Here is a 17,921-nt window from a genome sequence, read left to right as displayed (position 1 = left end):
TCAGACCACTTCCTTCAGCAGCGCGGCCTTGTAGCCCTCGACCCACAGATTGCGGGCGCGGCGACTGCGTTCGGCGTGATAGATGTGCGCCAGCTCCGCATAGCTGCTGTCGAAATCCTCGTTGACCAGGACGTAGTCGAACTCGTCGCAGTGTTCGATCTCGCCCTTGGCGTTGGCGACGCGGCGTTCGATCACGTCGTCGGCGTCCTGCGAACGGGTCACCAGGCGGCGACGCAGTTCTTCCAGGCTCGGCGGGAGGACGAAGACGCGCACGGCGTCGCCGGGGCATTTCTCGGCCACGTCGCGGGCGCCCTGCCAGTCGATGTCGAACAGGACGTCGCGGCCCTCGGCCAAGGCGCGGTTCACCGGCGCGGCAGGCGAGCCGTAACGGTTGCCGTGCACGTCGGCCCATTCCAGGAAGGCGTCGGCGTCGATCAGACGTTGGAATTCCTCATGGCTGACGAAGTTGTAGTCACGGCCGTCGACCTCGCCCGGGCGAATGCCGCGTGTGGTCATGGAGACCGACAGCTCCAGCCCCTTGTGGTCGGCCATCAGGCGGCGACACAGCGAGGTTTTCCCGGCCCCCGACGGACTGGCCACGATCAGCAGGACGCCACGGCGGGGGGTGCGGTTATTCGACATTCTGAACTTGTTCTCGAAGCTGCTCGATGACGGCCTTCAGTTCGAGGCCGATTCCGGTGAGCGGCGTGGTAGCGGATTTCGAGCAGAGCGTGTTCGCTTCGCGCATGAATTCCTGCATCAGGAAGTCGAGTTTTCGCCCTGCGGGGGGTTGCTGCAACAGTGTGCGGGCCGATGCGACGTGCGCGGTCAGGCGATCCAGTTCCTCGCGCACGTCCGCCTTGGTCGCGAGGGCGGCGGCTTCGAGGAAGATTCGCTCGTCCAGACCCGGCGCATCGGGGGCCAGTTCGCTGATCCGGCGCGTGAAGCGTTCGCGGATCGCCTCGGTCTGGCTTGAGGCCTCCAGTTCAGCGCGCGCCGTCAGAGCTTCGATGGTCCCGACGAAGTCGTGGATGACCGGGATCAGTTGCTCGCCCTCGCGCTGACGCGACTGCTTCAAGGCGTCCAGCGCCTGTTCGACGGTCGCGGCGATGGCGGCTTCGAGGGCGGCATGGGCCTCAGGGTCCTCGACCTCCTCAGCCACCTCGATGACGCCCCGCAGGGACAGCAGACCGTCCGCCGAGGGCGGCGTCGCCCCCTCCTCCGCCAACTGGTTCGCCAGCTTCAGATAGGTGGCCAACACGGCCTCGTTGACGCGCGGGGCGGGCTCGCTGCCTTCGGCCCGCTTGGCCTGGACGCCCAGCGTCACCTGGCCCCGGTTCAGACGGGCTTGCGCCGCCGCCTTGGCCAGACGCTCCAGGTTCTCGAACCCGCCCGGCCCGCGATAGCGAACCTCCAGCGAGCGCCCGTTGACCGAGCGCGCCTCGACCGTCCAGGTCCAGCCGTCCAGCACGCCGTCGGCCCGACCGAAGCCGGTCATTCCAGAGATGGGGCCGGAGATCGCACTCATGGCGCGACCGCCGTGGGAACCGAGATGACCTTGGCGCCCGGCGGGATGGCCACGGGCGCAGCCTCGCCCATCGGCGTCGGCGCCGCGCCGGGGACCGAGGCCGCCTGGCCCGGCGGCAGGCCGGCCTTGCGGCGCTCGATCTCGCGCCAGCGCGCCACGTTCAGCAGGTGCTCGGGATAGGTCCGCGCGAAGACATGGCCGCCCGTCCCGTCGGCGACGAAGAAGACATATTCTGAGCGCGGCGGGTTCAGCACCGCCTTCAGCGCCTCTTCGCCGGGATTGGCGATGGGCGTCGGCGGCAGGCCGTCGATCAGATAGGTGTTCCACGGCGTCTGGGCTCGCAGTTCCGAGGCGCGGATGCCGCGCCCCAGCGGACGGCCCTTGGTCACGCCGTAAACGATGGTCGGGTCGCTCTCCAGCCGCATCCCCAGCCGCAGACGGTTGGTGAAGACCGCCGCCACCTCGGGCCGTTCCGAGGCCAGCCCCGTCTCTTTCTCGACGATGGAGGCCAGCACCATGGCCTCTTCCGGCGTGGTGACGATGGTGTTGGGCGAGCGCGCCGCCCACAGGGTCGCCAGCTTGCTCGTGGCCGCGCGCTGCATGCGGGCGACGACCGAGGCGCGGGTCTCGCCACGGGAGACCTCATAGGTGTCGGGCCACAGGCTGCCCTCAGCGGGGACCTCGACCTCGCCGGTCAGGACCGGCTGTTTCATCAGGATGTCGACCGCCTGCGCCGAGGACCAGCCCTCCGGCAGGGTCACGTAGTAGCGCACCGCCTTGCCGTCGACCAAAAGGTCGACCACGGTGGCCAGCGAGGCGCCCGACGGGACCTCGTACTCGCCCGCGCGGATTTTGCGGTCGGCGCCGCTCAGGCTGACGGCGACGCGGAACAGGTCGGTCGAGCGGATCACGCCCGAGGATTTCAGATTGGCGGCGATGGCCGACACGCCCGCGCCCGACGGCAGGGTGACGACGGTGGCGTCGCCCTCGGCCGCCTTGGGCCCCGGTCCCCAATAGACGACCCACAGGCCGATCAGGGCGGCTAGGACGAAGACGCCCAGCGTCCCGGCGGCGGTGATCAGGCCGACGCCGAGGCCGGACTTGGCGGCTCCGCCGCCGCCCCGCTTCGGCACGCGGTTCTTGGGGATGCGAACCTTGGGCGCGGAACGACGCGACGGAGCCTTGGCCAAATCAGTCGACCTTCTTGAAGATCACAGCCGCATTGGTGCCGCCAAAGCCGAAGCTGTTGGACATAGCGACATCGATCTTCATCGGCTTGCCCTTGTGCGGCACCAGATCGATCGGCGTCTCCATCTCCGGGTCATCCAGGTTGATGGTCGGCGGGGCGATCTGATCGCGGATGGCCAGGACCGAGAAGATGCTCTCGATAGCGCCGGCGGCGCCCAGCAGGTGGCCCGTCATCGACTTGGTCGAAGAGACGGCGACGTCTTTGGCGTGATCGCCGACCAGACGCTCGATGGCCTTCAACTCGATCCAGTCGGCCATGGTCGAGGTGCCGTGGGCGTTGACGTAATCGAGGTCCGAGGGCTGCAGGCCCGCGCGCTTCAGCGCCGCCTTCATGGCCCGCAGGCCGCCGTCGCCGTCTTCCGACGGGGCGGTGATGTGATAGGCGTCGCCGCTCATGCCGTAGCCGACGACTTCAGCGTAGATCTTGGCGCCGCGCGCCTTGGCGTGTTCGTACTCTTCCAGGACCATGATGCCGGCGCCCTCGCCCATGATGAAGCCGGCGTGGCCGCGGTCATAGGGACGCGACGCCTTCTCGGGCGTGTCGTTATAGGCGGTGCACAGGGCCTTGCAGGCCAGGAAGCCGGCGATGCCGATCGGCACGACCGAGCTTTCGGCGCCGCCCGCCACCATGACCTCGGCGTCGCCCAAGGCGATCATGCGGGCCGCGTCGCCGATGGCGTGGGCGCCGGTGGCGCAGGCGGTGACGACCGAGTGGTTCGGACCCTTCAGGCCGTGGCGGATCGAGATCTGGCCCGAGGCCAGGTTGATCAGGGCCGAGGGGATGAAGAAGGGGCTAACGCGACGGACGCCCTGTTCCTTCAGCACGATGGCCGTGTCAGCGATGGGACCGAGGCCGCCGATGCCGGAGCCGACCATGACGCCGGTGGCTTCCTTGTCATCCTCAGACTCGGGCTTCCAGTTCGCATCGGCCAGGGCCTCGTCGGCGGCGGCGATGGCGTACAGGATGAAGTCGTCGACGCGCTTGCGGTCCTTGGCCGACATCACCTGATCGGGATCGAAGACGCCCGGCTGGTCCGGCGCGCCGCGCCCGCGACCATCCACCGACGGCACTTCGCCGGCGATGGTGCAGCCATAGCCCTCGGTGTCAAAGGCGGTGATCGGACCGATGCCCGAGCGGCCCTCGACGATGCCTTGCCAGACATGTTCCACGCCCGAACCGAGCGGAGTGACAAGGCCGAGGCCCGTGATGACGACGCGGCGCATGGTTCGCGCTCCTTGGACTATAAGAATCGTGACCGAAAACAATAATGGCCGCCGGACGGTCCCGCTAGGGGCCCGCCACGGCGGCCATCACTCAGGAAGTGCGACGGATCGCAGCTGGATTAGCCAGCCAGCTTCTCGTCGATAAACTTCACAGCGTCGCCGACGGTCTGGATGTGCTCAGCGGCGTCATCCGGGATCTCGACGTCGAATTCTTCTTCGAAGGCCATGACCAGCTCGACGTTGTCGAGCGAGTCGGCGCCCAGGTCGTCGATGAAGGAGGCCTTTTCCGTGACCTTGTCCGGATCGGCGTCCAGGTGGTCGATAACGATCTTGCGGACGCGTTCGAGGGTGTCGGACATGAGTGTCTCTCTGCCTGTTGTTTGTCGCCGTGAAGGCGGGGTCTCAGTGTTCGCCGTGTCACGGCAGCCCCTTGGAAGCAAGACCCGAAGGGACTCACCGCCGCGAAGCGTTCCCGCCCTTTAGCACAGCCATCGGGGCGGGAAATAGATTGTTGCGCGTCGTGATCGCGACGCGCAACGCCTTAAATCATCGCCATGCCGCCGTTCACGTGCAGGGTCTGGCCCGTCACATAGGCGGCTTCGTCCGACGACAGATAGACGGCGGCGGCGGCGATTTCATCGCCCGTGCCCAGACGGCCCGACGGAATCTTGGTCAGGATGGCCTCGCGCTGCTGGTCGTTCAGCACGTCGGTCATCGGCGAGGCGATGAAACCGGGCGCGATGCAATTCACCGTGATCCCGCGCGAACCGACTTCCTGAGCCAGCGACTTGGAGAAGCCGATCATGCCGGCCTTGGACGCCGAATAATTGGTCTGGCCCGGGTTGCCGGTCACGCCGACCACCGAGGTCACGCCGATGATGCGGCCCGAACGGCGCTTCATCATCCCCTTCACCGCGGCGCGGGTCAGGCGGAAATAGGATTCCAGGTTGATCTGGATGACGGACTGGAAGTCCTCGTCCTTCATCCGCATCAGCAGGCCGTCCTTGGTGATGCCGGCGTTGGCGACCAGGATGTCCAGCGGGCCGCCGGCGGCTTCCTCGGCGCGCGCGATCAGGCCATCGACCGATTCCGCGTCCGACAGGTTGGCGGCGGCGAAGAAGGCGCGCTCGCCCAGTTCCTTGGCCAGATCAGCCAGCACGGCTTCGCGCGTGCCCGACAGCACCACCGTCGCGCCCTGAGCGTGCAGCGAACGCGCAATGGCCCCGCCGATGCCGCCGGTCGCGCCGGTCACCAGGGCGATCTTTCCCGAAAGATTGAACATTGTTTCTATCCCTATGAAATCAGAGCGACTTCGCGAACGCTTCGAGGTCTTCCGGCGTGTTCAGCGCCAGGCTCTCGGCGTCCGGCGCGATGCGCTTGGCCATGCCGGTCAGGACCTTGCCTGAGCCGATCTCGGCGAAACGGGTCACGCCGCCTTCCGAAGCCATCCACTCCATGCTCTCGCGCCAGCGCACGCGGCCCGTGACCTGCTCGACCAGCAGGCGGCGGATCACCTCGGCGTCCGTTTCCGGGCGAGCCGTCACGTTGGCGACCACCGGCACGGCCGGGGCGAGGATCTTGGCGTCCGCCAGAGCCGCGGCCATCTCATCGGCGGCGGGCTGCATCAGCGGGCAGTGGAAGGGCGCCGAGACGTTCAGCGGAATGGCGCGCGCGCCCAGTTCCTTGGCCTTCTCGATGGCGCGATCCACGGCGGCCTTGTCGCCCGAGATGACGACGTTGCCGTTATTATTGTCGTTGGCGACGACGCAGACGCCGACTTCCGAACCGGCCTTGGCCGCTTCTTCGGCCAGGGCCAGGTCGGTCTTGGGACCGATCAGCGAGGCCATCGCGCCCTTGCCCACCGGCACGGCGCGCTGCATGGCCTGGCCGCGCAGCTTCAGCAGGCGGGCCGTGTCCGACAGGCTGATCGCCCCGACCGCCGCCAGGGCCGAGTATTCGCCCAGCGAGTGACCGGCGACGAAGCCGGCCTTGGTCACATCGACGCCGAACTCGACCTTCAGCGCCCGCGCCGCCGCGACCGAAACCGCCATCAAGGCCGGCTGGGCGTTTTCGGTCAGGGTCAGCTGGTCTTCCGGGCCTTCGCGCATCAGGTCGAACAGCTTCTGGTTCAGCGCGTCGTCGACCTCGGCGAAGACGTCGCGTGCGCTGGCGAAAGCCTCGGCGAGAGCTGCGCCCATGCCGACGCTCTGGCTGCCCTGACCGGGGAAGAGAAGCGCGAGGGTCATAAAGGAACGATCCGTGGTCCGTTGATTCAAGGCGCCGAGGGGTAGGCGAAACCCTCCCCTACGGCAAGAAGAACGGCGGATCGTCCCTCTTCAGTCCTTGATTTCAGCGGTGCAGGGACGGTCGTCCGGCCCCGCCGCGCCGTCGCAACGGCGCAACGCCAGCAGGCTCTGATCACTCTCGGTCAGGCGATTACGACCGTCCGCGCCCCGCGTCAGGGTGAAGGCGTCGTACAGCTGTCCCGTAGCGGTGAAGGCGCGGAACGACAGACGGTCGGCCTCCACGTCGATCAACTGGTACAGCTCGGTGTTTTCGGCAGCACGAACGGGCTGGGTGTCCGCGCGGTCGTTCAGACCGTACATCTTGGAGCCGGTGACCGAGACGACATAGACCGGTCCCTGCGGACGCCCCGCCGCGCTGTCGGCGCGCGAAGCCTCGGCCCCGGCCGGGTTGGAGACGCGACCGTAGCAGTGGTCGTGGCCCTGCAGCACCAGATCGATATTGCGGGCGTCGAAGATCGGCTTCCATGCCGCCTTCAGCTCTTCCGTGTCTTCGGGTCGAGCGCAGGTGTAGATGGGCTGGTGGAACAGGGCGACGTTCCAGCGCGCAGGGCTGCTGGCCAGCGTCGCGTCCAGCCAGCGCGTCTGCGCCTCCAGCCCGCCCAGATCCAGCGCCGCCGTGCCGTCCAGAACGATGAAGCGCACGCCCTGATAGTCGACGAAGTAGCTGGTCGCCTTGACGCCCTCGGCGCCGTTATCCGGCAAGGCGAACTGCAAAGCCCAGTGCGGCCCCAGGACGCGCGTTTCCTCGCCGCCAGGCAGGATATGATCGATATACTCGTGATTGCCGGTCGCCGGCAGCTGCGGCGTCATGGCGAAGGCGCGACCGCCGGCCTCGGTCCATTCGCCCCACTCGTCGTCGTGAACCTTGACCTCGCGCTGAGCCACCAGATCGCCGGCATGGACAACCAGAGCCGCCGGCCCCGCCTCCTTGAAGGCCGAGCGGATCACGCGCGAGCCGATCTCGAGGATGTCGTTCTGGGTGTCCCCCAGATAGATGAAGCGGAAGGGCGCGAACTCCGCCTTGGCCGTGCGGAACGGCAGCCACTCGCTCCAGCCGTCGGCGGCGCGGACACGATAGACATAGCGGGTGTCGGGTTTCAGGCCGTCAAAACGGACCTGATGATAGAGGGCCTGACCGTTCTCGTTCTGGATCGGGGCCGTGGTTCCTGCCACGGTGCGAGCGGTAAAGCCCAGCAACGGGCCGTCGATCTCCTCGGCGATCTGGGCTTCGGCGGCGGTCTGACGCGTGTCGGTGCGCCAGGCTACGCCTGCGCCGCGCGCGGCGTCGGCGGCGGGGCTCAGCACAATGCGGTCAGCCCAGCCCTTGGCGGCCCAGCGACCGTTCGGCGCGTGCAGCGGCGGCGGCAGCGGATCGGGGTCCGGCGGGGCGACGGTCTGGGCCATCGACGGCGCGGCGGCCATCAGGACAGCGGCGGCAGCCAAGAAGGCGGCGGACAGTTTCATGGAAGTCTCCCCGATAGTCTGGGGCGACGAGGTAGCCGCCTAATGCAACGGTTCGCCGGGGCTTTTGTGAAACTCCTGCGAGGATTGCGCCGTCTACGACGGGATCAGACCGATCAGTTCCTTGCTCGCCAGAACGGCAAACAGGATCGCCGCGGCCGCCAGCAGGCTATTGGACACCCAGTGGCTGCGCCATTCCCTCGGCACGCGTTCGCTGTTCAACAGCCACAGCAATGTCCCGGCCAGGAAGGGCATGAACAGGCTGCCCAGCACCCCATAGGCCACGATCAGGCCGAACGGTCGCTCGATGAAGAGCAGGGACATGGGCGGGAAGGTCAGCCACAAAGCATAGGCGCGGAACGCCTTGCTCTTGTCGCCCCGAGCCTTCGGATCGTCAAAGCGGCCCCGCACATGGGCGGTGAAGTCGGCGAACATCAGGCTGACGCCCTGCCAGACGCCCAGCAGGCTGGAGAAGCTGGTGGCCCAGAAGCCGACCAGGAAGAGGATGGAGACCGGCCGCCCGAACCGCTCTCTCAGCACCTGATCCAGATCCAGCAGTCCCCGGTCGCCGCTCTTCAGCGCGATGCCCGCCGCGTGCAGCAGCTCGGCCCCGACGATCAGCATGGCCACCACGAAGACCCCGGTCACGACATAAGCGACCCGGTTGTCCAGCCGCATCACAGCCATCCAGCCCGGCCCCTTCCAGCCCTTGGCGTTCAGCCAATAGCCATAGGCCGCCATGGTGATAGTCCCGCCCACCCCGCCGATCAGGCCCAGGGTATAGAAGACCGACCCCTGTGGCAGTCTTGGCCACAGGCCGGTCAGCAGGGCCGGAATATCAGGCGTCACGATCACCGCCAGACCCACGACGGTGACGAACATCACCCCGACACAGGCGGTCATCACCTTCTCGAACAGGCCGTAACCGCCGAACCAGACGAAGGTCAGCCCCGCGATCCCGCTCAACATGCCCCAGACCTTGAGGTCCAGCGCCGGGAACAGGGCCGCCAGCGGCAGGGCCGTCGCCGTCATGGCCGCCGCCCCGTAAACAAAGCCCCAGATGACGACGTAGAGGCCGAAATAAAGCCCGGCCCAGTTCAGCCTCCGGCCGATGGCGCCGGGCAGCAGCCCCTGCCCCAGGCTGGACCAGCCGTCGAAGATCGTGCGCTCACTGGCCAGGGTCCAGCGGCCCACGGCCTCGGCCAGGGCGATCTTCAGCACCGTGCCGATGATGGCCGCCCATAATAGAGCGTAGCCGAAGCGCGAGCCGGCGATCAGGGTCGCCACCAGATCTCCGGCCCCCACGCCCGTCGCCGCGACGACGATGCCGGGCCCGATCAGGGACCAGCGCCTTTTCAGAAAGGCGTTCGGCTCGGATGAAGTCATGCGGCGTCTCCGGTCAGGCGCAGACCATCCGCTGTTTCGGCTGCGCTTGGCAACGCGGGTCGGTCAGCCTTGCTCTGACGGGCTTTTTCGCCTATACGCGCCGCCTTTCCAGGGCTTCGGTCCTGTTGCGGAACGCCAAAGGGTTCGGGAAGTCATCCCGGCCGCCGCTTCAGGAGCCATCGTGGACAGGACTACCCGGTCCCATTCACGCCGATGCCCACAAGGGAGACTACCGCATGGCTCTTTACGAGCACACGGTCATGACGCGCCAGGATATCTCGGCGCAACAGGCCGAAGCGCTGAACGACACCATCAAGGCTCTGATCGAAGAAGGCGGCGGCAGCGTCGCCAAGATCGAGTACTGGGGTCTGCGCAACCTGACCTACCGGGTCAAGAAGAACCGCAAGGCTCACTATTCCCTGCTCGCCATCGACGCCCCGGCCGCCGCCGTGGCCGAAGTCGAGCGTCAGCTGTCGCTGAACGAAGACGTTCTGCGTTGGCTGACCGTCCGCGTCGAGGAACTCGACCTGGAACTGTCGCCCCTGCTGGCCCGTCGTGAACGTGAGCGCGATCGCGATCGCGCCCCGCGCGCCGACGAAGCTGCGGCCTCGGAATAAGGAACCGGATCATGACCGACACCACCGCTCCCATCCCGGGCGCCCCGGCCGGCTCCGGCTCGGCCGGCCGTCGTCCCTTCTACCGTCGCCGCAAGGTCTGCCCGTTCTCGGGCGCCAATGCGCCGAAGATCGACTACAAGGACGTGAAGCTGCTGCAGCGTTACGTTTCCGAACGCGGCAAGATCGTGCCCTCGCGCATCACCGCCGTTTCCGCCAAGAAGCAACGCGAACTGGCCAAGGCCATCAAGCGCGCTCGCTACCTGGCCCTCCTGCCGTACGTGGTGAAGTAAGATGAAGGTCGTTCTGCTGGAACGCGTCGAGAACCTCGGCGCCATCGGCGACGTCGTCACCGTCAAGGACGGCTTCGCTCGTAACTACCTGCTGCCGCGCGACAAGGCTCGCCGCGCGACCTCGGCCAACCTCAAGGCGTTCGAACTCGACCGCGCGGCTATCGAAGCCCGCAACGAGAAGAACAAGGCCGAAGCTCAGAAGGTCGCCGACAAGATCGACGGCCAGACCTACGTCATGATCCGTCAGGCCGGTGAAACCGGTCACCTGTACGGTTCGGTCGCCGGTCGCGACGTGGCTGAAGTCATTCAGTCCGAAGGCGGCAAGGTCGAGCGTTCGCAAGTCGTGCTGAACGTCGCGATCAAGGCCCTGGGCGTCCACGAAGTGCCGGTTCGCCTGCACCCCGAGGTCCGCGCCACGGTCAAGATCAACATCGCTCGTTCGGCTGAAGAAGCCGAGCGTCAAGCGAAGGGCGAGGATGTCATCCGCGCCCAGTTCGACGACGAGCGTAACGCCGCCGAACAAGCCGCCCAAGAACTGATCGAAGGCGGCGCCGGTCAACAAGAAGGCTTCGGCGACGAAGCCTGATCTGTCGACTGACGGTATCGATCAAGGGGCGTGTCCTTCGGGACGCGCCCCTTTTTCTTGGCTCGATTATTTAGTTTTTCTAATTATTAGGCGATATATTCTCGATATTCCACGCCGCTTTCGCACCGCAATATCGCCATGGCTCATCCTCCCCGATGGGCAGGAGACGATGATGCGAATGCGCCTGTACGCCACAACACACCGCCCGGTCCTTCGACCGACGCGATGTCCAGCCCGCCGCTGATCGCCCTTCGGCCGGTCCGCCGCCGGCCCTGACCACCCAGACAATCGACGCAGCCTCACGGCGCCGCTCAACGGCGCCGCCCGCCGCCTTGCGTCCAATCAGAAAAGCTGACCTCTCGAGATGACCTTCGCCTATCGTTCCAGTCTGTTCCTCGCGGCATCCGGCGCCGCCCTGCTGATCGCGGGCGCCGCCTCGGCTCAAGAAGCGCCCGACGACGCCACCTCGGTTGATGACATCGTCGTCACCGGCAGCCGCGTGCCCAGCCGCTCGCGCCTCGACACCCTGGCCCCCGTCGATGTCGTGACCGCCGAGACCCTGTCGAACCGCGGCACCACCGAGTTCGCCGCCGCCCTGGCCCAGACCGTGCCGTCGCTTAGCTTCGCCCGTCCTTCGGCCAATGACGGCTCGGACTCCATCCGTCCCGCCACACTGCGCGGCCTGTCGCCGGATCAGACCCTGGTCCTGCTGAACGGCACGCGCCGCCACGCCTCGGCCCTGGTCAACGTCAACGGCACGGTCGGGCGCGGCTCGGCCGCCGTCGACCTGAACGCCATCCCGACCGGCGCCCTGGACCGGGTCGAGGTCCTGCGCGACGGCGCCTCGGCGCAGTACGGCTCGGACGCTATCGCCGGCGTCATCAACCTGCGCCTCAAGGAGGCCCGCGAGGGCGGCGGCGCCAGCGTCACCTACGGCCAGTACGCCACGACCGTGAAGACCGCGCGCGGCGAGCGCGACGAGACCGACGGCCGCACCGTCACCGCCTCGGCATGGCAGGGCCTGGGTCTCGGGTCCGACGGCTTCCTGACCCTGTCCGCCGAGTACCTGAACCGCGAGCCGACCAACCGTTCGGATCTGGATCCGCGCGTCACCCCCAACGCCGTGACCGCCCGCCTGGGCGACCCCGAGGTCGAGCAGTGGACGGTCTTCGCCAACGCCGGCAAGCCTTTGGCCGCGGGCTGGGACGCCTACGGCTGGGCCGGCTATCAGGACCGCGACAGCGAAGGCGCCGCCTTCCCTCGCCTGGCCAACAACGCCAACAACGTCCCCGCCGTCTATCCCAACGGTTTCCTGCCCAAGATCGCCATCAACTCGAAGGATCTGTCCCTGGCAGGAGGCGTGAAGGGCGAGATCGCTGGCTGGAACGCCGACTTCAGCCTGGTCTATGGCCGCAACGCCCTGGATTTCCGCACCGAGGACTCGCTGAACGCCACCTATGGCGCGGCCTCGCCGACCAGCTTCGATTCCGGCAGCCTGATCTATGACCAGCTGGTCTTCGGCGCCGACTTCACCCGTCAGTTCGAGGTCGGCCTCGGCGGCCCGCTGAACTTCGCCTGGGGTCTGGAGGCCCGTCGCGAGGGCTACAAGATCGAGGCCGGTCAGCCGGAATCCTGGAACCGCGGCCCGCTGGGCGGCAACACCGCCCTCGCCGGCGGCGCGCAGGGTTTCGTCGGCTTCCAGCCCTCGAACGAGGTGGACGAAGACCGCGACGCGGTCGCCCTCTACGCCGACGTGGAAATCCCGCTGACCGACAAGTTCACGGTCGAGGGCGCCCTGCGGGTCGAGGACTATTCCGACTTCGGCGACGCCCAGACCGGCAAGCTGGCCGCGCGCTATGACTTCAGCCCCAACTTCGCCCTGCGCGGCTCGGTCTCGACCGGCTTCCGCGCGCCGTCGCTGCAGCAGAGCTTCTTCACCTCGACCTCGTCGGTGATCCAGAACGGCGCCGTGGTCGAAACCGGCACCTTCCCCGCCACCAGCGCCGTCGCCACGGCCCTGGGCGCCAAGGCGCTGAAGCCTGAGACCTCGACCAACTATTCGCTGGGCGCGGTGGTCCGCTTGGGCGACTTCGACCTGACGGTGGACGCCTACAAGATCACCATCGAGGACCAGATCGTCCTGTCCGAACTGATCAACCGCAGCTTCTCGCCCCAGGTCGCGGGTCTGCTGGACCCGCTGGGCGTCCAAGCGGCGCGCTTCTTCCTCAACGGCGTGACGACCGAGACCGAGGGCGTGGACGTGGTGGGCCGTTATCGCCTGCGCACCGAAAGCGTCGGCGACTGGGACTTCACCGTCGCCGCCAACGTCAACGACGTCAGCGTGACCAGGCTGCCGACCTCCTCCTCGGTGCTGAACCCGGTGCCGACCCTGTTCGCCCGCAGCCGCATCCTCACCATCGAGGAAGGCACGCCGGATACGAAGGTCTCAGGCTCGGCGGACTGGAAGTTCGGCCGCTGGGGCGCAACGGCGCGGGCGACCTACTACGCCGACGTGCTGCAGGCCGGCTCGACCCCGGCCAACGACTACTCGACCGGGGCCAAGACCACGGTCGATCTGGAAGGCCGTTTCCAGTTCACCGACCGCGTCGGCCTGGCCGTGGGCGTGGACAACGTCTTCGACGAATACCCGGACTTCGTGCCCGCGACGCTGAACAGCAACGGGGTTCTGGGCTTCCCCTACTACTCTCCGTTCGGCTTCAACGGCCGCTACGGCTACGCCCGCCTGAGCGTGAAGTGGTGACGGCGGCGGGACCCGAGCGCGAGGGAGTTCTCCCCTCCGGCTCGCGCCGGGCCCTGCTGGTCGGGGGCGGCGTGGCGGCTGCGGCGGCGACCGCCGCAGCCGTCTCGTCCCGCCCGGCCGAAGCGGCGGTTCAGGTGGGCGACGACAGCACCCTCAGCCCATGGGGCGCGCGCCCCAAGGGTCCGCCCGAGCCGCTGCCGCGCGGCATTGATCTGCCGACTGCGCCGCGCGCCTACACCGAGATCAGCAGCTATCACGCCCATATCTATTTCAACGAGGACACGGCCTATCGCGCGGCTCAGCTGCGCGACTGGGTCATCCATCGCTTTCAGGTCGAGCTGGGCGAGTGGAACGAGGGGCCGCGCGGCCCGCACACCACGCCCTCCTTCTACTTCGGCTTCGCCAAGGAACAGGTTCCGACCGTCATTCCGTGGCTGATGCTGAACCATCTGGGGCTGAAGATCCTGATCCACCCCAACACCGACGATCCCTATGCCGACCACCTGATCAACGCCCTGTGGATCGGCGAGACGCAGCCGGTGAACGCCTTTCGCATGGCGCGCTCGGCCAAGGCGGCGGGCGGCGACATCGAACGGATCTATCCCAACACCCTGCCGACGGTTCCGCTAGAGACCTGACAGCGTTCATCGAGCATTCATCGCAGGGGCGAGAAGCTGGGCCGTTCCAATCGGAGGGGTCCGCATGAAGAAGGCCACGCTCGTCCTCGCTCTCGCCGCCAGCCTGTGGGCCGGCAGCGCCAGCGCCATGACGGTTCAGGAGTTCCTGACGTCCGCCAACCGAATCCCGCGCAATCCGACCGCCCTGCTGCGGTCGGACACGCGACGCCTGATGAACGAGGTCAAGCAGGCCTTCACCGCTGTGCGTGGCGAACAGGACGCCGCGCGGACCGCAGGTCGCCGCCCGGCCACCTGTATGCCCGAGAAGGTCAGCCTGTCCGCCGACGCCTTGCTGGCCCGCTTCAACGCCATCCCCCAGGCGCGGCGCAACATCAGCGTGACCCAGGCCGTGCGGGAATGGATGGCGGCGGAGCATCCCTGCCCGGCCTGACCCCCGCTGATCCGTCAGGGGTTTTCAGGACCGTCCACAGACGGCGTCGGATGGTCCCCATGACAGCGACGGCCGCATCTGACGTACGAGCCGGTTAGGGCTATGCGTATTTCAATGAACGCCTTCGCCCCCATGCCCTACGGAAACGCCGATCAGGTCTCCGTCTCGTCGATGCCCCACAACCTAGAGGCGGAGCAGGCGCTGCTGGGCTCGCTGATGTTCGACAACGCCGTGTTCGAGCGGCTGAGCGACCGTCTGCGCGGCTCACATATGTATGAGCCTTTCCACCAGCGACTGTTCGACGCGATCGAAGACCACATCCGTCAGGGCCTGCTGGCCGAGCCGACCATCCTGATGGAGCGCTTCAAGCAGGACCCCGCCTTCCACGAGTTCGGCGGCCTGCGCTACCTCGCCGATCTGGTGGACCGCGCGCCCCCGGCGGCCAATGCGCCCGACTACGCCCGCGTCATCTATGACCTGGCCCTGCGCCGCGACCTGATCCGCATCGGCGGCGAGATGATCAAGGAGGCGCCCAACCCGGACACGCCCGCCGACGAGCAGATCGAACAGGCCGAACAGACCCTCTATTCGCTGGCCGAGACGGGCAAGCCCTCGTCCGGCTTCGTCAACTTCTCCACCGCCCTGGCCGGCGCCGTGGAAATGGCGGGCGAGGCCTATCAGCGCGAAGGCAAGCTGGCCGGTCTGGCCACCGGCCTGGTCGACCTGGACCGCAAGCTGGGCGGCCTGCACCCGTCCGACCTTCTGATCCTCGCCGGCCGTCCGTCGATGGGTAAGACGGCGCTGGCGACCAACATGGCCTTCAACGTCGCCCGCGCCTATCAGTGGGAGCCGACGCCCGAGGGCCGCAAGACGGTCAACGGCGGCGTCGTGGCCTTCTACTCGCTGGAAATGAGCGCCGAACAGCTGGCCATGCGTATCCTGGCCGACGCGTCCGGCGTGTCGTCGGACAAGCTGCGTAAGGGCGAGATCGACGCCTCGGACTTTGGCAAGCTGCGCGACGCGGCGGTCGAGATCGGCGAGAGCCCCCTCTACATCGACGCCACCGGCGGCATTTCCATCTCCAAGCTGGCGGCGCGCGCGCGACGGCTGAAGCGGATGGAGCACGGCCTGGACCTGATCATCGTCGACTACCTTCAGCTGGTGACGACGGGCGAAGGCGGCGGCCAGAAGAACCGCGTGCAGGAGGTGTCCGAGATCACCGGCGGTCTGAAGGCCCTGGCCAAGGAACTGGGCGTGCCGATCATCGCCCTGTCGCAGCTGTCACGTCAGGTGGAACAGCGCGACGACAAGCGGCCCCAGTTGTCCGACCTGCGGGAATCCGGCTCGATCGAGCAGGACGCCGACTGCGTCATGTTCGTCTATCGCGAAAGCTACTATCTGGGCCGCGCCGAGCCGCGCGAAGGCACCGAAGAACACCTGCAATGGCAGCAGGACATGGACCGGCTGCAAGGCCAGGCCGAGGTCGTCATCGGCAAGCAGCGCCACGGCCCCATCGGCATCGTCAAGCTGGCCTTCGACGCAGACACCGTCCGCTTCGGCAACCTGGCCCACGATGATCGCTACGGCGCCTATGCGGATATTCCTGAGTAATTCGACCCAAGGGTCGTGGCGCCGCACAAATCTTGCGGCATAAGGTCTCCATGTCCCTCCCCGCCTCCCTCACCGTCGATCTCAGCGCCCTTGCGCGCAATTTCCACACCCTGCAGGGCCTGACCGGCGTGCCGGTGAATCCGGTCGTGAAAGCCGACGGCTACGGCCTGGGCGCCGCCGCCGTGGCCAAGCGGCTGATGGCCGAGGGCGCGCGGACCTTTTTCGTGGCGCGGGCGGCCGAGGGCGTGCTGCTGCGCGAGGCCGTCGGGCCTGAGCCGGTCATCTATGTGCTCGACGGGTGCCACGGCCAATCGGCGGCCTTGATCAAGACGGCGAACCTGCGCCCCGTGTTGAACCAGCCGGGCCAGATCGAGGCCTGGACGGCGGCGGGCGGCGGGGCCTGCGGCCTGCAACTGGACACCGGCATGAACCGACTGGGCTTCCGCATCGAGGACGCGCCCGATCCCTTCGAGGGGCTCGAGCTGGTGATGACCCACCTGGCCTGCGCCGACGAGCCCGCCAACCCGATGAACCGCGCCCAGCGCGACGCCTATGCCGCGGCGGTTACGCGCTATCCGGACGTGACGCGATCCTTCGCCAACTCGGGCGGCTGTTTCCTGGGGCCGGACTTCGCCTTTGACGTGGTGCGGCCAGGCATCTGCCTCTACGGCGGCGGGCCCGAGGGCAGGCCCGACAGCCGCATAGCCCCCGTCGCCACTCTGAACGCCCAGATCATGCAGGTGCGCGACGTGCCTGCGGGCGAGACGGTCGGCTATTCGCAGGGCTATCGCGCCGAATCTCCGATCCGCGTGGCGACCTGCGGCACCGGCTATGCTGATGGCGTCATGCGCAGCAACAGCCCGCGCGGTCAGGTCTGGGTGGCGGGCCAACTTCGCTCCATCATCGGCCGGGTGTCGATGGACGTGCTGGCGGTGGACGTCACCGGCCTGGATGTGGCGGCCGGCGACACGGTCGAGATCTTCGGCGCCCATCGTCTGGTGGACGACGCGGCGACGGCGGCGGGAACCATCAGCTACGAAATGCTGACCTCGATCACGCCGCGCGTGCCGCGCCTCTACGTCGGCTAGGCCCTAGCTCAGCGCCAGCGCGCCCAGACCGATCGTGCCGACCACGAAGCTGGCCACGACAGCGGCGGCGATGGCGCTGACCACCATCCACAGCACGATGGCCGAGATGACGACGACGGCGGTGTAAGCCAAGGCCTTGTCCTGCGGCGCCTTCATCACGGTCGGCAGGCCGAGATAGAGCAGGTAGAAGCCGTAGAGGCCCAGCAGCCCGCCCAGCCAGGCCAGCGCCGGGAACAGATTGAAGATCGAGGCCGTCCACGCCGCCGTCATCGAATAGACGGCCACCTTCATCGACTGCACCTTGTCCTTGGTCCCGTTGAAGGTCGGGGCCAGGGCGTCGATGATCAGGCCTAGAACGAAGACCGACACCAGCGACAGACCCCAGGTGACGATGGCGCCCAGCAGGCCGCCGACCATCGGCGTGCGCATCACCGAGCCGAAGATGTGGATCGGGAACAGTTGCCCGCCGATCAGGCTCGCGACCGGACCGATGGCGGCCAGGATCATGGCGTAGCGGGCGAACAGGCTGCGCGTCGTGGCGTATTCCGCCTCGATGACCGGCCATTCCAGCTTGGGCCGCATCAGGATGTTCTGCACGCGGGCGACGAGGCCCGGATCAATGGCGGGCGGGTTGGGAGCGGTCATGAAAGGCCTCGGCGGGGGTGAGTCGTAACGACGCTATAGCTTGGCAGGATGACGGGCATATGAGGCTGGATGCAAGTCGGCCGCCCACCCTGCGTCAGACCC

At 67.5% G+C, this 17,921-nt stretch carries 18 protein-coding genes; 8 read left to right on the top strand and 10 right to left on the bottom strand.

Annotation, left to right across the window (positions count from 1 at the left end):
* From gmk to B3K53_RS02580, 9 genes are all read right to left on the bottom strand, one after another.
* On the bottom strand, nucleotides 1-642 hold the full coding sequence (gene gmk, locus B3K53_RS02620) for a guanylate kinase (RefSeq protein ID WP_292082529.1): 642 nt from the start codon (nucleotides 640-642) through the stop codon (nucleotides 1-3).
* The gene (locus B3K53_RS02615) at nucleotides 632-1,528 is read right to left on the bottom strand and encodes a YicC/YloC family endoribonuclease (protein ID WP_292082528.1); all 897 of its coding nucleotides are present in this window, start codon (nucleotides 1,526-1,528) and stop codon (nucleotides 632-634) included. The genes gmk and B3K53_RS02615 overlap by 11 nt, the downstream gene beginning before the upstream one ends.
* Nucleotides 1,525-2,718, bottom strand: a complete 1,194-nt coding sequence (gene mltG, locus B3K53_RS02610) for an endolytic transglycosylase MltG (RefSeq protein ID WP_292082527.1) — start codon at nucleotides 2,716-2,718, stop codon at nucleotides 1,525-1,527. The genes B3K53_RS02615 and mltG overlap by 4 nt, the downstream gene beginning before the upstream one ends.
* Before the next feature lies 1 nt (nucleotide 2,719).
* Complete coding sequence (fabF, locus tag B3K53_RS02605; protein ID WP_292082526.1) at nucleotides 2,720-4,000, bottom strand: beta-ketoacyl-ACP synthase II; 1,281 nt, start codon at nucleotides 3,998-4,000, stop codon at nucleotides 2,720-2,722.
* Between the two features lie 119 nt (nucleotides 4,001-4,119).
* The gene (locus tag B3K53_RS02600) at nucleotides 4,120-4,359 is read right to left on the bottom strand and encodes an acyl carrier protein (protein WP_105564338.1); all 240 of its coding nucleotides are present in this window, start codon (nucleotides 4,357-4,359) and stop codon (nucleotides 4,120-4,122) included.
* A gap of 182 nt (nucleotides 4,360-4,541) precedes the next feature.
* Nucleotides 4,542-5,282 carry a 3-oxoacyl-[acyl-carrier-protein] reductase gene (gene fabG / locus B3K53_RS02595; protein WP_292082525.1) on the bottom strand — a complete coding sequence of 247 codons (741 nt, stop codon included), beginning with the start codon at nucleotides 5,280-5,282 and terminating at the stop codon, nucleotides 4,542-4,544.
* Between the two features lie 19 nt (nucleotides 5,283-5,301).
* The gene (gene fabD / locus B3K53_RS02590) at nucleotides 5,302-6,246 is read right to left on the bottom strand and encodes an ACP S-malonyltransferase (RefSeq protein WP_292082524.1); all 945 of its coding nucleotides are present in this window, start codon (nucleotides 6,244-6,246) and stop codon (nucleotides 5,302-5,304) included.
* Between the two features lie 90 nt (nucleotides 6,247-6,336).
* Entirely contained in the window at nucleotides 6,337-7,770 is a 1,434-nt protein-coding gene (locus B3K53_RS02585; protein WP_292082523.1) for a purple acid phosphatase family protein, read from the bottom strand.
* A 93-nt stretch (nucleotides 7,771-7,863) separates the two neighbouring features.
* Nucleotides 7,864-9,153, bottom strand: a complete 1,290-nt coding sequence (locus B3K53_RS02580; protein ID WP_292082522.1) for an Nramp family divalent metal transporter — start codon at nucleotides 9,151-9,153, stop codon at nucleotides 7,864-7,866.
* Nucleotides 9,154-9,389: 236 nt separating this feature from the next.
* On the opposite strand from B3K53_RS02580, the gene rpsF reads away from it, so the two are divergent.
* The 8 genes from rpsF to alr all read left to right on the top strand — a co-directional run bounded on the left by rpsF (nucleotide 9,390) and on the right by alr (nucleotide 17,174).
* Nucleotides 9,390-9,770 carry a 30S ribosomal protein S6 gene (rpsF, locus tag B3K53_RS02575; protein ID WP_292082521.1) on the top strand — a complete coding sequence of 127 codons (381 nt, stop codon included), beginning with the start codon at nucleotides 9,390-9,392 and terminating at the stop codon, nucleotides 9,768-9,770.
* 11 nt (nucleotides 9,771-9,781) lie between these two features.
* Nucleotides 9,782-10,060: a 30S ribosomal protein S18 gene (gene rpsR / locus B3K53_RS02570; RefSeq protein WP_105564333.1), complete on the top strand. Its 279-nt coding sequence runs from the start codon at nucleotides 9,782-9,784 to the stop codon at nucleotides 10,058-10,060.
* 1 nt (nucleotide 10,061) lies between these two features.
* Nucleotides 10,062-10,646 carry a 50S ribosomal protein L9 gene (gene rplI / locus B3K53_RS02565; RefSeq protein ID WP_292082520.1) on the top strand — a complete coding sequence of 195 codons (585 nt, stop codon included), beginning with the start codon at nucleotides 10,062-10,064 and terminating at the stop codon, nucleotides 10,644-10,646.
* A 364-nt stretch (nucleotides 10,647-11,010) separates the two neighbouring features.
* Nucleotides 11,011-13,407 carry a TonB-dependent receptor plug domain-containing protein gene (locus B3K53_RS02560; RefSeq protein WP_292082519.1) on the top strand — a complete coding sequence of 799 codons (2,397 nt, stop codon included), beginning with the start codon at nucleotides 11,011-11,013 and terminating at the stop codon, nucleotides 13,405-13,407.
* A complete protein-coding gene (locus tag B3K53_RS02555; protein WP_292082518.1) occupies nucleotides 13,404-14,045 on the top strand; it encodes a DOPA 4,5-dioxygenase family protein in 642 nt (213 codons plus the stop codon). The genes B3K53_RS02560 and B3K53_RS02555 overlap by 4 nt, the downstream gene beginning before the upstream one ends.
* 64 nt (nucleotides 14,046-14,109) lie before the next feature.
* Nucleotides 14,110-14,475, top strand: coding sequence for a hypothetical protein (locus tag B3K53_RS02550; protein WP_292082517.1), 366 nt, complete (start codon nucleotides 14,110-14,112; stop codon nucleotides 14,473-14,475).
* 114 nt (nucleotides 14,476-14,589) lie between these two features.
* Nucleotides 14,590-16,086, top strand: a complete 1,497-nt coding sequence (locus B3K53_RS02545; protein WP_292083355.1) for a replicative DNA helicase — start codon at nucleotides 14,590-14,592, stop codon at nucleotides 16,084-16,086.
* A 50-nt stretch (nucleotides 16,087-16,136) separates the two neighbouring features.
* Nucleotides 16,137-17,174: an alanine racemase gene (gene alr, locus B3K53_RS02540; protein WP_292082516.1), complete on the top strand. Its 1,038-nt coding sequence runs from the start codon at nucleotides 16,137-16,139 to the stop codon at nucleotides 17,172-17,174.
* Between the two features lie 3 nt (nucleotides 17,175-17,177).
* Here the strand turns inward: alr and B3K53_RS02535 are convergent, their stop codons facing one another.
* On the bottom strand, nucleotides 17,178-17,819 hold the full coding sequence (locus B3K53_RS02535) for a YIP1 family protein (protein ID WP_292082515.1): 642 nt from the start codon (nucleotides 17,817-17,819) through the stop codon (nucleotides 17,178-17,180).
* Nucleotides 17,820-17,921 lie beyond the last annotated feature (102 nt).

Origin of the sequence: Brevundimonas sp. UBA7506 (assembly GCF_002479495.1) — a bacterium.
Taxonomy (GTDB): domain Bacteria; phylum Pseudomonadota; class Alphaproteobacteria; order Caulobacterales; family Caulobacteraceae; genus Brevundimonas.
The sequence above is the reverse complement of the archived record's forward strand: the minus strand, read 5'-3'. Positions and strand labels throughout refer to the sequence as shown.